Genomic DNA, 13,490 nt, shown 5'->3' on the forward strand with positions numbered 1-13,490 from the left:
AGCGCCGCTTCACTTCTCGACAACCCAGAACCCCTCATGTTCGTAGGAGCTCTTGAGCTCGACATCCTGCTGGGTGACGTCCACTCGCTCAAGCAGAAGCGATCCGTGCTCAAGCCGGTGCTGGCCGAGGTGCGCAGGCGTTTCGACGTCTCCGTCGCCGAAGCCGGACAGCAAGACCTGCACCGGCGGGCGCTGATCGGTGTGGCCGTGGTCGCGGCGACTGGCGCGCACGTCCGTGACGTGCTCGACTCGTGTGAGCGCTTCGTGGCCGGGAGGCCGGAGTTCGAACTGCTCTCCGCCCACCGCCGGCTGCTCGGCCCGGATGACTAGCAGAAGATCTTTCGAGGAGACGAATCCCATGGCCGACCCCGCTCGGGCTCGCAAGCTCGCCAAGCGGATCTCGCAGATCGTCGCGCACGCGATCGAGCACGACATCAAGGATCCGCGGCTCAATCACGTGACGATCACCGACACGAAGATCACGGCGGATCTGCACGACGCCACGGTCTACTACACGGTGCTCGGTGAGAACCTGGAATCCACGCCCGATCACGCCGGTGCCGCCGCGGCGCTCGAATCCGCTCGCGGTGTGCTGCGCACGAAGGTCGGTCAGGGCACGGGAGTCCGCTACACTCCGACGCTGGCCTTCGTGGCCGACAGCATTCCCGAAGATGCCAAGCGCATCGAAGACCTCCTCGCGAAGGCCAGGGAAGCCGATGCGGAGGTCGCCCGGCGGGCCACTGGGGCGCAGCACGCCGGTGAAGCCGACCCGTACAAGCCGCCGCGGGAAGAGACCGAAGATGAGTTCGCCGATGAGGAGACCCGTAGCTGAGGAAGTGGGCCACGCCGTGAGCCGGCGTGGCCTGCTCCTGGGAGCCGCGGCTGTCGGCGGCTCGGCGCTGATTTCCGCCTGTGGCGCCGAGAAGCCTCCTTTGGTGGGGCCGCCGCCGGTGGCCCCACCGAGTACCCCGACGCCGCTCGCCGAAGCGGTCACGGTGCAGAAGATGCGGTCCGCGGCCCGCAATCGCGACGTCAACCTCGTCGTCATCGCCCCCGACGGCGTGTCACGGGTCGGGCTGCCGGTCTGCGTCGCCCTGCACGGACGTGGCGCGGACGCCCGGACCTTTCTCAACCTCGGTGTGCAGAACGCGCTGAACCAAGTCGTCGCGGCCGGGCTGCCCGGCTTCGCGGTGGCCGCCGTCGACGGGGACAACTACTGGGTGGACGTCGGCAAGGCCGACGACCCGCAGCGGATGCTGTCCGACGAACTCCCAGGCTGGCTCGCCCAGCGCCGGCTGCGACCGGCGACGGCGATCTTCGGGATCTCGATGGGCGGCTTCGGCGCACTGCGCTACGCCCGCGAGCACAAGAACCTCAAGGCGGTCGCCGTGGCGAGTGCCGCGCTCTTCGTGAGCTGGCCCGATGCCAAGTCCCGCAAGGTCTTCGCGAATCGTGAGCAGTGGGAATCGCACGAGCCGCTGCTGCACACCGGCGATCTCTCGGCGGCTTCGACGGGGGTGTGGTGCGGGAATTCGGACCCCTTCGCCCGCGCCGACCGCAAACTGATCAAAGCGCTCGACCCCGCCGTCGCGAACATGACCCCGGGCGAGCACAACGACGACTACTGGCGCGGGATCGTGCCCGAGGTGCTGAAGTTCGTCGGGGAACGCCTCGCCTGACCCCGCGTTTCGGCACCTGCTTGCGGTAGTGCGCGGTGCCAACTACCGCAAGCAGGTGCCGAAACGCGGGGCTAGGCCGGTTTCGCCGCGACGATCAGGTCCCGCACGATCGCCTGGTCCACGCGGTGCGAGAACTCCGCGAACGGGCCGTCCTCGCGGACTTCCAGCCCTGCCTTGCCGAGGATCGCGGCGAGTTCCTCACGCGGCGCGACGTTGGTGTTCCAGGAGATGCCGAGCGCGCCACCGGGCCGCAGCACCCGCGTCCACACCGGGACGGCGGCCGCGAGCAGGTCCCGCGGGCTGCGCGCGAGCGACGCGTCCTGGGTGCGGTGGCTGCCGTGCTGCACGCCGTACGGGGCGTCGGTGACGATGAGGTCCACCGAGTTCGGCCGCAGCAGTTCGTCCGTGGTGAGCGTGTCGCAGTTGAGGTAGCTCAGCTTGCGGACCTCGCCGGCCTTGTACCGCTCCTTGGTGATCCCGAAGCCGATGTCGAGCCGCCTGCCGAGCCGGACCTTGTTGCGGCGCACCTGACCGGTTTCGGCGCTGTGCTTGACGCGCTTCTGCTTCAGCCAGGTCTTGATGAACAGTTCGTAGGAGTCGAAATCCTTGCCGTCGACGTCGAGCCCGGTCGCGTCGAAGCCGTACATCATCGCCTGGTTCAGCGTGGTGCCGCGGCCGCAGAGCGGATCCAGCAGGTGCAGCGGCTGCTCCAGCATCGCGGCCGGGTCCGCCGTGGCCAGCAGGGTGACGTTGACGAGCAGTTTCGTGAACAACTCGTTCGTCTTGCCGGGGTACTTCTGGATGGTCAGCAGATCCGAGTCGAAGTTCGCGAGCGGGCTGATCGTCACCGGCTTCAGGACGCCGTCGCCGCGTTCGAACAGCGCGTAGAGCGCGGAAAGGTTCGACAGGAGCGCGAGATCGCGTTCGCTCAACGGGGCGGGCGTGGTGAAGGTGAGATAGCCGACGCCGCCGAGTTCCGTCTCACCGATCCCGGAGACCTCGGTCTCCAAAGCGGACAGACCGAACACCGCCAGCTCCGCGCGCAACAGGGCCGGAGTGGAGTCGGTGTAGACCCGGTTGGCGGACGGGTAGACCAGGATCGCGTACTCGGACATCCGGTAGAGCGTAGCTTGACTGCTTGTGACAGTGACTCCAGTGCCGAACCTCAAGGAAGCCGCCGCCCTGCTGGCGCGCGCGAACGACGTGACCCTGCTCGGCCATGTCCGTCCGGACGCCGACGCGCTCGGCAGCGCGCTGGCGCTCGGCCGGGCACTTCAACTGCGTGGCGTCGAGGTCCGTGTCTCGATCGGCGAGCCGGAGAAGATGCCCGAAACCCTGCGAGGCCTGGACGTCGGCGGGCTCTACGTCCCCGCGAGCGAGCTGCCGGAGAGCGAGCGGTTACTGGTCGCGCTGGACACGCCCACCCCGGGCAGGCTCGGGAAGCTCGCGCCGAGAGTGGACGCCGTCCGCGCGGCCGGGGGTGACGTCCTGGTGATCGATCATCACGCGTCCAACGTCTTCTACGGCACGCACCACGTGGTCGACGACACCGCCGAAGCCACCGCCGTCCTCGTTTTCGCGTTGCTGGAGGAGTTGGGCACCGAGATCGACGAGCCGATCGCGCGCTGCCTGTACGCGGGGCTCGTCACCGACACGAGCGGGTTCCGCCGGGCGCGGCCGTCCACCCATCTGCTGGCCGCGAAGCTGCTCGAAGCGGGTGTGGATCCGGACAAGGTGGTCCGCGAGATCGTCGACGACCATCCGTTCGCCTGGCTGCCGATGCTTTCGGAGGTGCTCGCGGGGGCCCGGCTCGAGCCGGACGAGGCGCGCGGTTTCGGGCTCGCGCACGCGGTGGTGACCCTCGACGTCGCACGGAGCGTGCGCGCGGAGGAGGTCGAAGCGGTCATCGACGTCGTCCGGTCCACGCGGGAGGCCGGGGTCGCCGTGGTGCTCAAGGAGGCCGAACCGACCGGGCCGCGGCAGCGGTGGCAGGTCTCGCTCCGTTCGGCGGGCGGCCTCGACGTTTCGGCGGCGGCCGGGGAACTGGGTGGTGGCGGTCACCGCCAGGCGGCCGGGTGCACCGCGGAGGGCACGGCGGGGGAGGTGCTCGACAAGCTGAAGGCGGCTTTGTCGAGGGCGCCTTTGCTGTGACCCGAGGCGGGCGGTGTCATCGTGATTTCCTCGCGCGCAGGTATTGCGGCTCGTCGTCGGCCAGCATGGCGGGGCACCGTGCCAAGTCTCCATCCGGTCCAAAGTGGACTAGTAGTGGCCGAGGCCGAGCAGCGCGAGCACCACCGTGCTCGCCGCGCCGCCGCGTCCGGCGTAACCGCCGCAGCGCAGGGCGTGCAGCACGACCGGTCCGGTAGCCGAACCGGCGCGGGTCATTTCGTGGCCCCTTCGGTACGAGCGGTTGCCGGTTTCGCGACGGCGTACGCGGCGCCCCGTCCTTCGGCGCGGGCGACGACGGCCTTCCCGCTGACACGCACCGCGGCTTCGGTGCTGTCGCCGACGTCTGCCAGGCCGACCGCGGCCGCGACGCGGGCATCGTCGTCGAACACGAGATGAAGGTGCTCCGGCAGCGGGGCAGGGGAGACCTGTCGCAGACACGCCACCAGGTCGCCGACGCGCAGGCGAATCAGCTGACCGGTGTTCGCGGCGTCGTCGGTGACGACGACGATGGTGACCCGCTCACCGGGCCGCGCCGACCGCACGGCCTCCTCGGCCGCCTCCAGCCGCCCGCCTCCCAGCACGACCACCACGCCGTCCGAGGCCAGATCGACCACGTCCGAGGTGAGCGGATCACGGACATCGGCGGGCGGCGCCCATGACTCCTGTACCCGAGCCGCGGGCGCCACGTAGGGCAGGTGAGCCGGTGCCCAGACGTCGGTGAGGTCGAGGCTCGCCAAGTGCTCGCACGCGCGTGCCCGGTCGAAGGGGTCACCGAATCCGGGAGCCTGTTCCGCGACGAGACTGGAACCGTTGAGCAGCGTCAACGCCAGCTCGGCCAAACGGACACGGCGCGCGGGCGGGTCGTCGGAGGCGCAGGACTCCAGGGTCAGCGCCAGCAACAGCGCTTCCAGCCGGGCGGTCTGGGCGACTACCGCTCGTCCGGTGTCGTCCTCGACCACACCGGTCAACGAACGCAACTGCAGGCGTCCACCGGCGGCGGGGTCGTCGACCAGGGGCAGCCGGTCCAGCCAGACCCGCGCGAAGGTGCTCAGCGCTTCGCCCGCCGAGCCCGGCTCCTTGACGGCGAGCGGGATGTCCTGCTGCTCGACCAGGTCGACCAGCACCGCGAGATACAACGCGCGTTTACCGGGGAAGTTCGAATACACCGCTCCCCGGGTCAGCTCTGCCCGCTCGGCGATCCGATCCACTTTCGCCGCGCCGTACCCGTATTCGACGAACTCTTCCCGTGCCGCCGCCAGGACCGCGGCACGGGTCCGTGCCTGCTGCTGCACTCGTGTCAGCCGGACCATCACACTTCCTCCCTTGCTTTCGAAGGCAGGATACCAACCGCATTCCGATGATTACACCATCTCCGAAGTAAGTTTGCTATATTCGGAAAATGGTGAATATGAGCCAGGCTCTCCGCCGGGACGGTGGGGAACTGCGCTACGGCGACCTGCCGGGAAAGCGGCGCCCTGTCGTCTTCATCCACGGTGCCGGGATGGACCACCGGATGTTCGACGCGCAGGCGGAGTTCCTGCACCAGGCAGGACATCGGGTCGTCAGCTGGGATCAGCGCGGGCACGGCGAGTCGAGCCTCGCCCCGGGAGCCCGCTTCACCGCGTCGGCCGCGCTGGACGACCTGATCGCCCTGCTCGATCACCTCGATCTCGACCGGCCGATCCTCATCGGACACTCGCTCGGCGGAAACCTCGCTCAGGCGCTCGTCCGACGCCTTCCCGAGCGCGTTCACGGCCTCGTCGTCGTGGACTCCACCTGGAACACCGGCCCGCTCGGTTCGGGGGAGCGGCTCCTGCTGAAGCTCGCGGCCCCGGCGCTGGCGCTGATCCCCGCCGCACGGCTGCCGCGCGTCATGGCCCGTGCCTCGGCCGAGACACCGGAGGGGATCGCCGCCTGCGAGGCGGTGTTCGCCCGGATGCCCAAACGTGTCTTCCTCGACGTCTGGCGGGCCACCGTGTCGCTCGTCGACCCGCGACCGGACCACCGCTCGCCGGTTCCACTCGGGCTCGTCCGCGGTGCCCGCGACCGCACCGGCAACATCGCGTCCGCGATGCCCCGCTGGGCGCGGGCCGAAGGCGTGACCGAGCAGGTCGTCCCCGGCGCCGGCCACGTGGTCACCCTGGACGCGCCCGATGAGACGACGAAGGCCATCGAGGCCATCATCGAGGGCTGGACCACGGAGCGCTCGGCATGACGGCCGCCGACGACCGCGCCGCGTTCGTCACCGCCATGGGCGACTTCCTCGGGTCGTGGAACCTGCCCCGTACCACCGGCCGGGTCTACGGGCAGCTCCTGCTCGGCTCCGGCCCCGTGTCGTTGGACGAACTCGGCGCGGCACTCGGTCTCAGCAAGGGCGCGGTGAGCGTGGCCGTCCGCGAGCTGGTCTCGTGGGGACTCGCCAGGACCATCCCGCAACCGGGCAGCCGCCGTCTGCTCGTCGAGGCGGTGAGTGGATTCGAGCAGCTTCTCGCCGCGAGCCACGAACGGACCCGTGCCTTCGTCCGCGTGCTCCGGAGTGGCGCACGATCCGCCGAGGGCGAGCCCGCCGAAGCCAGGCTCGAAGAGGTCGCCGAATTCTTCGAGTCCTATGTGGACGCAGGGGATCGGATGCTGCGCGCCAGGAGGACGTGATCACCCCGGTTCGCCACGCGAGGACGGCCAGCCCCGCCGCGACCGCCGCTGTCTCCCCTGAGCGTCCTGCGCGCTGCCCGGTGGGAGGTGGGCGCCGACTTGGTGCCGCTACAGGGCGGCGCGAACACTTCCCTCGAAACCGCCCGCACCACTCTCGACGCCATCGCGACCGCGCCGCCGTCTCTCGTGGCCGCGGCCGACCTTTAGTCTGCGATGGTGCCTGAAGCTTCCGAACTCGACGAGCGCGTCCCGCCGAAGCGCGTACTCGGCCTCGCCGTGCCCGCGCTCGGCGTCCTCGCCGCCGAACCGCTGTACGTCCTGGTGGACACGGCCGTCGTCGGGCATCTCGGCGCGCTGCCGTTGGCCGGGCTCGCGGTCGGCGGTGTGGTGCTGTCGCAGGTTTCGAGCCAGCTGACGTTCCTGTCGTACGGCACCACCTCGCGCACGGCGCGGCTGCACGGCGCCGGACGCCGCGGCGACGCGGTCCGCGAAGGTGTCCAGGCGACCTGGATCGCGGTGCTCGTCGGGCTGGTCGTGATCGTCGCCGGGCAGCTGCTGGCCGCGCCCATCGCGCGGATCCTCTCCGGGGACGCCGCGATCACCGACGCCGCCGTCTCCTGGCTGCGGATCGCGCTGTTCGGGACGCCGTTCATCCTCATCACGATGGCGGGCAACGGCTGGATGCGCGGCGTGCAGGACTCGGCGAAACCGCTGCGCTATGTGCTGGCGGGCAACGGGATCTCCGCCGTGCTCTGCCCGCTGCTGGTGTACGGCGCGGACTGGGGACTGGAAGGTTCGGCGATCGCGAACGTCGTCGCGCAGGTGATCTCGGCGTCACTGTTCATCGTGGCCCTGGTGCGGGAGCGGGTCGGGCTGCGCCCGGAGCCGCAGGTGATGCGCGCCCAGCTCGGTCTCGGCCGGGACCTGGTGCTGCGCAGTCTCGCCTTCCAGGCGTGTTTCGTCTCCGCCGCCGCGGTCGCCGCGCGGACGTCCACCGAGGCCGTCGGCGCGCATCAGATCGTGTTGCAGCTGTGGACGTTCCTCGCACTCGTCCTGGACTCGCTGGCCATCGCCGCGCAGTCGCTCGTGGGCGCCGCCCTGGGCGCCGGTGCGAGCCGACGGGCACGCGGGGTGTCGAACCAGATCACCGGGTACGGCCTGATTTTCGGCTGTTTCCTCGGTGTCGTGTTCGCGTCGGTGGCCGGGGTGCTGCCGCAGGTGTTCACCTCGGACGCGGCCGTGCTCGGGCAGATCCCGCACGCGTGGTGGTTCTTCGTCGCGCTGCAACCGATCGCCGGGGTGGTGTTCGCGCTGGACGGCGTCCTGCTCGGCGCGGGCGACGTCGCCTTCCTGCGCAACGCGACGTTGCTGAGCGCGGCGCTGGGGTTCCTGCCGCTGATCTGGCTGTCGCTCGCGTTCGGCTGGGGGCTGGCTGGGATCTGGACCGGCCTCTCGCTGTTCATGCTGTTGCGGCTGGCGACGGTGCTGGTGCGGTGGCGCTCGGGGCGATGGGCCGTGGAGGGCGCCGTCCGCACCGCCTGACCCCGCAATCAGTCACCTGTTTGCGTCCCGACCCCCCGCAATCAGGTGGCTGATTGCGGGGGTGGCGGGCAGGGCTGTGGCGAAAACCACCTGGGTAACGGCTAGGTTTCATCGTTGCTTAGGGGTTACAACTGGATGAGGCGGCAGCGCGGGCGTCTTTTGTTGCCCGGAGCCGTTCTCGAGGAGGAAACACTGTGACAGGCCGAGCCACCCGCCGGTCCTGGTTCATCTGGTTCGCCGCCGTCACCGTCTACCTTCTCGCCGTCTTTCACCGCACGTCGTTCGGCGTCGCCGGTCTCCAGGCCGCCGACCGCTTCGGCGTCGGCGCGGCCGCGCTCGGCACGTTCACCGTGCTGCAGGTCGGCGTCTACGCCGCGATGCAGATCCCCACCGGTGTCCTCGTCGACCGCCACGGCCCGCGCCGCGTGCTCACCGGCGCCGTGTTCTTCCTCGGCCTCGGACAGATCCTGCTCGCCGTCGCCGATTCCTATCCGCTCGGCCTGCTCGCCCGCGCCGTCGTCGGCTTCGGCGACGCGCTGACCTTCGTGAGCATCCTGCGGCTGATCGCCGCACACTTCCCCGGTCGCCAGTACGCGCTGATCGCCGCGTCGACCGGGGCGATCGGTTACGTCGGCAACCTCGCCGCGACCCTTCCGCTGGGCTTGCTGCTCGACGGTCCCGGGTGGACCCCGACATTCTTCGCCGTCGGCCTGGTGACCGCGTTGTACACCGCCGTCGTCGCCCTCCGCGTCGAAGACATCCCGCGCGGTATGCCGGAGCCCGTCCGCGAGAAGGTGCCTCCGAAGGTGCTGGGCCGTCAGGTCGCCGAAGCGTGGCGCACCCCGGGGACCCGGCTGGGATTCTGGGTGCACTTCAGCACGATGTTCGCCCCCAACGTGCTGACGATGCTGTGGGGAGTCCCTTTCCTGGTACAGGGTCAGGGATATCCGAAGGCCACCGCGAGTTCGCTGCTGATCGTCTTCGTGTTCGGCTCGATGATCGGCGGCCCGATCGTCGGCGGCCTGATCGGACGGCGGCCGTCGCTGCGGATGCCGCTCGTCGGCGGGTACATCGGCGGCGCCGCGGTGATGTGGGCGGTCCTGCTCGGCTGGAGCGGGACGGTCCCGGTCGCGGTGCTGGTCCCCGCGTTCGCGTTCCTCTCCCTCGGCGGCCCCGCGTCGATGATCGGCTTCGCGCTGGCGCGGGACTACAACCCGCTCGCACGGGTCGGCACCGCGACCGGTGTCGTGAACGTCGGCGGTTTCGTCGCCACGACGATCTCGGCGCTCGCGGTCGGCGTGCTGCTGGAGTGGACGGGCGGCACGTTCCGCCTGGCGCTGCTGTCGGTCATGGTGGTGCTCGCGTTCGGCACGTTCCGGATGCTCGTGTGGTGGCGGCGCACCCGCGCCGTGCTGTTCGAGGCCGAGGCCCGGGGCGAAGAGATCCCGGTGCAGATCCGGCGCCGCCGCTGGGACACCGAAGCACCGCTGCCCGTCTCTTCCTAGCGGGAGGGCGGGCTGAAGGACGCTTTCCCGCCTGCACTCGGGTGAAAGCGTCCTTCGCCGCGTGAGACGCGGGGAAAGTCCCCTTCAGCCCCGCCCGGGACCGAAAGATAGGGTTCGGCCCGTGTCGCGCCCCCATCAGGCTCAAGCCAAGAAACGTCCCGCCCCGCCGCCCGGTCTCGTCATCGTCGACAAGCCGTCCGGGATGACCTCCCACGACGTCGTCGCCAGGGCGCGGCGCTTCATGGGCACCCGCAAGGTCGGGCACGCCGGCACCCTCGACCCGATGGCCACCGGCGTGCTGGTGCTGGGCATCGAACGCGCGACGAAACTCCTCGGCCATCTCGCCCTGGACCGCAAGACCTACCTCGCGACCCTCTCCTTGGGGCTGTCCACCACGACCGACGACGCCGAGGGCGAACCGATCGCCGAAGCCGCCCCGGACGTCGTCGAAAAGATCACCGACGACGCGATCGCCGCCGGGATCGCCGCGCTGACCGGCGACATCCAGCAGGTGCCCAGCGCGGTCAGCGCGGTCAAGATCGACGGCAAACGCGCCTACGCCAGGGTCCGCGCCGGCGAAGAGGTCGTGATCCCGCCGCGTCCGGTCACCGTGCACCGCTTCGATCTGCTCGCCACCCGCCGCGAGGCGGGCCGGATCGAACTCGACGCCGTCGTCGAGTGTTCGTCCGGGACCTACGTGCGGGCGCTGGCCCGCGACCTCGGCGCCGGGCTCGGCGCCGGCGGGCATCTGCTCGCGTTGCGGCGCACCACGGTCGGGCCGTTCACGCTCGCCAAGGCCCGCACTCTCGATCAGCTCGAAGACGAGCCGGAACTGTCGCTGGACCTCGACGCCGCCGTCGCCGCCGCGTTCCCGCGCCGCGATCTGGACGTCCGCATGGCACAGGCGGTCCGCTATGGACAGCGGGTGCCGGCGGCCGGGATCCCGGGCACCTACGGGATGTTCGGACCGGACGGCCGGGTGCTCGCACTCGCCGCGGACGAAGGCGAACTGGCCCGCTCGGTGGTCGTGCTGCTGCCCGCCTAGTGTCCGTCCGCGCACCCGCGTCCGCGATCGACGACGGCAGGACGCTGCTTGGTCGGCCTCGTCAGGACGGTGGGGCAAGGCGTCCTGACGCCGCGATGGCGGGGCCTTCGGCCGGGGCGGGCGCACGCGTCGGTCGCTTTCCGGGGTGCCTCCTCGGCTTTCGCCGACTGGCACCTAGGGTGGTGCACGGAGCAGGCCTGGAGGAGACGGGGCACAAGTGCAGCGTTGGCGTGGTTTGGGTGACCTTCCCGGGAGCTGGGGACGGTGTGTGGTGACGATCGGCGTCTTCGACGGCGTGCACCGCGGTCATCAGGAGCTGATCTCGAGAACGGTCCGCGCCGCCGCCGAACGCGACGTGCCGAGTGTGGTGCTGACCTTCGACCCGCATCCCTCGGAGGTGATCCGGCCCGGCAGCCATCCCGCGCAGCTGACCACGTTGCGCCGCAAGGCGGAACTGGTCGAGGGCCTGGGCGTCGACGTCTTTTGCGTACTGCCGTTCACCCTGGAACTGTCGAGGCTGACAGCGCACGAATTCGTGCACGAGGTCCTCGTGGACAAACTGCACGCGGCCGCGGTGATCGTCGGGGAGAACTTCACCTTCGGCGCCAAGGCCGCCGGTGACGTCGATCTCCTCCGCACGCTGGGGAAGCGGTTCGGTTTCGTCGCGTACGGCGCGGAACTGCAGGGGCTGCTCGCACAGCAGCAGACCGAGAACGAGATCACCTTCTCCTCGACCTACGTCCGCTCGTGCATCGACGCCGGGGACGTCGTCGCGGCGTCCGAAGCGCTCGGCAGGCCGCACCGGCTGGAGGGCATCGTCGTCCGGGGTGACGGCCGGGGGCACGATCTCGGTTATCCGACGGCGAACCTGTCGACGCCGCGGTTCGCGGCGGTGCCCGCCGACGGTGTCTACGGCGCCTGGTTCACCCGTTCGTCGGATTCCGGCCGCCGGCTGCGCGCCGCGGTGTCGGTCGGGACCAATCCGACCTTCTCGGGCCGGGAGCGCACAGTCGAGGCCTTCGTCCTCGACATCGACGAGGATTTCTACGGGCAGCACGTCGCGCTCGATTTCGTCGCCAAGCTGCGGGATCAGGTCCGTTTCCCGACGTCGGAAGGTCTGGTGAAGCAGATCGACGAGGACGTCGCCCGGACCAGGGACCTGCTCGGCGCGCGGGACTGATCGTTTCGGCCCTGGCCGGACGACAATCGGCAAACACGCCCGCCCACGTGCGGTCCGGTGGCAAGATGTCACGGACCGCGCAGGGCGTTCGACGGGGTTAGGGGAGCGGACCAGGTGGAGGACCACAAGATCGTCCAGCGGAACATCGCGCTGCAGAAGGAGTGGTACGGGGAGCCGCTCGGCGATCGCGTGCGGAGACTGGTCGTCGCCTTCGACATCTCCCAGGCCTTCCTCGCCGAGGTCCTCGGCATCAGCGCGCCCATGCTCAGCCAGGTGATGAGCGGGCGCCGCGCGAAGATCGGGAACCCGGTCGTCCTCGCCAAGATGATCATGCTGGAGCGCAAGGTCCTGGTGCCGGCGGTCGCCGCGGGGGACCGCAAGGCCATGCAGGAGGCGCTCGAAGACGTCCGCGATTCGCGGCCGACGGTGGGCAGGGACAGCATCCCGGTCGGCGCCGTCGCCGACGACCAGGGTGTGCTCGTAGCGCTGCGTGACATCGGCGAGGACGAAGACCTGACCGAAGCCGCGAAGCTCCTCGACGACAATTTTCCCGCGTTGGCGGACCTGCTGCGCCGCGCCGCGAGGAGCGGATCCTGACGTGACTCGCGAGTCACGCTGAGCACGCGAGTCACGCGCCATGACCCTCTTCAGTGCGTTGATTCCCCCGGAAGGCGTCCTCGACGAGGTCGCCGCCGCGCTGGGTGCGCCCGAGGCCGACGGTTTCCGCTGGTCAACGCGGGCGGACCGGCACATCACCCTCGCTTTCTACGGCGAAGGAGACGCGGACGAGCGGGACGAGTGGCTCGCCGGACGGCTGGCCGTCGCGGACCCGATCGACCTCCGGCTGGAAAAGGCCGCGACATTTCCCGGGGTGCTGTGGTTGAGTGTGGCCGGAACCGGGCTCCCCGAGCTGGCCGCGATGGCCGGTGCGGGGAGTGAAGGCAGGCCGTACGTGGCCCACCTGACACTGGCCCGCTTCCCCCGCGACCGGCCGGAAGCCGCGAGCGCGTGGGTGGAGCGGCTGGCCGGGTTCACCAGTGAGACCTGGACGGCGACCGAAGCCGTTCTGATGAGCAGTGACCGTGCGCAAGGGTCGTCGCGCTACCGGGCGATCCGGACGTACGCGTTGGACCACGCCCGCGCCTGAAGCCGCTGATCACGAGGCTGGTAGCCTTCACGATCGGGTCCGGCTGCAGTCCGTGGCGGCCGTGACCGTCTCACCCGGCGTGAAGACATCGTCCGGGCCGCACGGCACAGATAGCTAGGAGCACCACAGTGGCGTTGTCCACCGAAGAAAAGAAGTCGATCCTTGCCGAGTACGGCGTGCACGACTCGGACACCGGATCCCCCGAGGCCCAGGTCGCGCTGCTGACCAAGCGCATCGTCGGCCTCACCGAGCACCTCAAGGCTCACAAGCACGACCACCACTCCCGTCGCGGGCTTCTGCTGCTGGTCGGCCGCCGCCGCCGGCTGCTGAACTACGTGATGAAGGTGGACATCGAGCGTTACCGTGCGCTGATCCAGCGTCTCGGCCTGCGCCGATAGCTCGAACCCGAGGGGGAGTGACCACACCGGTCGCTCCCCCTCGGTCTGAAGGACACAGGCGCGAGCGCGCACGAGGAACCGTCCGCCGGTCCTCGGTAGTGGTTCCCGGGCAACGGCCCGGGGGCTTCGATCGAAGACCGGCATCACTCCTCGAGCGTCCGCAGGCGAAACAG

Annotated in this window: 16 protein-coding genes; 13 read left to right on the top strand and 3 right to left on the bottom strand. The window is 70.0% G+C overall.

Annotated elements, in window-relative coordinates; all coding sequences use genetic code 11:
• Nucleotides 1-36: 36 nt before the first annotated feature.
• Genes P3102_RS11195 through P3102_RS11205 form a run of 3 tightly spaced genes read left to right on the top strand, consistent with a single transcriptional unit; the run spans nt 37 to nt 1,679 of the window.
• Nucleotides 37-330, top strand: a complete 294-nt coding sequence (locus P3102_RS11195; RefSeq protein ID WP_276368757.1) for a DUF503 domain-containing protein — start codon at nt 37-39, stop codon at nt 328-330.
• A gap of 28 nt (nt 331-358) precedes the next feature.
• A complete protein-coding gene (gene rbfA / locus P3102_RS11200) occupies nt 359-832 on the top strand; it encodes a 30S ribosome-binding factor RbfA (RefSeq protein WP_276368759.1) in 474 nt (157 codons plus the stop codon).
• Complete coding sequence (locus tag P3102_RS11205; RefSeq protein WP_276368761.1) at nt 813-1,679, top strand: alpha/beta hydrolase-fold protein; 867 nt, start codon at nt 813-815, stop codon at nt 1,677-1,679. The genes rbfA and P3102_RS11205 overlap by 20 nt, the downstream gene beginning before the upstream one ends.
• A 71-nt stretch (nt 1,680-1,750) precedes the next feature.
• Here the strand turns inward: P3102_RS11205 and P3102_RS11210 are convergent, their stop codons facing one another.
• Nucleotides 1,751-2,794, bottom strand: a complete 1,044-nt coding sequence (locus P3102_RS11210; RefSeq protein WP_276368762.1) for an SAM-dependent methyltransferase — start codon at nt 2,792-2,794, stop codon at nt 1,751-1,753.
• A gap of 40 nt (nt 2,795-2,834) precedes the next feature.
• Between P3102_RS11210 and P3102_RS11215 the strand changes: the two genes are divergently transcribed.
• Entirely contained in the window at nt 2,835-3,830 is a 996-nt protein-coding gene (locus P3102_RS11215) for a bifunctional oligoribonuclease/PAP phosphatase NrnA (protein WP_276368764.1), read from the top strand.
• A 108-nt stretch (nt 3,831-3,938) separates the two neighbouring features.
• Here P3102_RS11215 and P3102_RS11220 read toward each other — a convergent pair whose 3' ends face one another.
• On the bottom strand, nt 3,939-4,064 hold the full coding sequence (locus P3102_RS11220) for a hypothetical protein (protein WP_276368766.1): 126 nt from the start codon (nt 4,062-4,064) through the stop codon (nt 3,939-3,941).
• On the bottom strand, nt 4,061-5,158 hold the full coding sequence (locus tag P3102_RS11225; RefSeq protein WP_276368768.1) for a TetR/AcrR family transcriptional regulator: 1,098 nt from the start codon (nt 5,156-5,158) through the stop codon (nt 4,061-4,063). The genes P3102_RS11220 and P3102_RS11225 overlap by 4 nt, the downstream gene beginning before the upstream one ends.
• A gap of 98 nt (nt 5,159-5,256) precedes the next feature.
• Here P3102_RS11225 and P3102_RS11230 point away from each other — a divergent pair, with 98 nt between their 5' ends.
• The 9 genes from P3102_RS11230 (at nt 5,257) to rpsO (ending at nt 13,317) form a co-directional block, all read left to right on the top strand.
• Nucleotides 5,257-6,063: an alpha/beta hydrolase gene (locus P3102_RS11230; protein WP_346660181.1), complete on the top strand. Its 807-nt coding sequence runs from the start codon at nt 5,257-5,259 to the stop codon at nt 6,061-6,063.
• Nucleotides 6,060-6,500: a MarR family transcriptional regulator gene (locus tag P3102_RS11235; RefSeq protein WP_276368771.1), complete on the top strand. Its 441-nt coding sequence runs from the start codon at nt 6,060-6,062 to the stop codon at nt 6,498-6,500. The genes P3102_RS11230 and P3102_RS11235 overlap by 4 nt, the downstream gene beginning before the upstream one ends.
• 213 nt (nt 6,501-6,713) lie before the next feature.
• Nucleotides 6,714-8,042 (top strand): MATE family efflux transporter, encoded by a 1,329-nt coding sequence (locus tag P3102_RS11240; RefSeq protein ID WP_276368773.1) that lies wholly within the window; start codon nt 6,714-6,716, stop codon nt 8,040-8,042.
• A gap of 194 nt (nt 8,043-8,236) precedes the next feature.
• Complete coding sequence (locus P3102_RS11245; RefSeq protein ID WP_276368775.1) at nt 8,237-9,547, top strand: MFS transporter; 1,311 nt, start codon at nt 8,237-8,239, stop codon at nt 9,545-9,547.
• A 121-nt stretch (nt 9,548-9,668) separates the two neighbouring features.
• Nucleotides 9,669-10,592 carry a tRNA pseudouridine(55) synthase TruB gene (gene truB, locus P3102_RS11250; RefSeq protein ID WP_276368776.1) on the top strand — a complete coding sequence of 308 codons (924 nt, stop codon included), beginning with the start codon at nt 9,669-9,671 and terminating at the stop codon, nt 10,590-10,592.
• Nucleotides 10,593-10,809: 217 nt separating this feature from the next.
• Entirely contained in the window at nt 10,810-11,772 is a 963-nt protein-coding gene (locus P3102_RS11255) for a bifunctional riboflavin kinase/FAD synthetase (protein ID WP_276368778.1), read from the top strand.
• Between the two features lie 114 nt (nt 11,773-11,886).
• Nucleotides 11,887-12,369 carry a helix-turn-helix transcriptional regulator gene (locus tag P3102_RS11260; protein WP_276368779.1) on the top strand — a complete coding sequence of 161 codons (483 nt, stop codon included), beginning with the start codon at nt 11,887-11,889 and terminating at the stop codon, nt 12,367-12,369.
• Between the two features lie 40 nt (nt 12,370-12,409).
• On the top strand, nt 12,410-12,919 hold the full coding sequence (gene thpR, locus P3102_RS11265; RefSeq protein ID WP_276368781.1) for an RNA 2',3'-cyclic phosphodiesterase: 510 nt from the start codon (nt 12,410-12,412) through the stop codon (nt 12,917-12,919).
• Nucleotides 12,920-13,047: 128 nt separating this feature from the next.
• A complete protein-coding gene (rpsO, locus tag P3102_RS11270) occupies nt 13,048-13,317 on the top strand; it encodes a 30S ribosomal protein S15 (protein WP_003084034.1) in 270 nt (89 codons plus the stop codon).
• The last annotated feature ends 173 nt before the right edge of the window (nt 13,318-13,490 follow it).

Source organism: Amycolatopsis sp. QT-25 (genome assembly GCF_029369745.1).
GTDB lineage: Bacteria > Actinomycetota > Actinomycetes > Mycobacteriales > Pseudonocardiaceae > Amycolatopsis.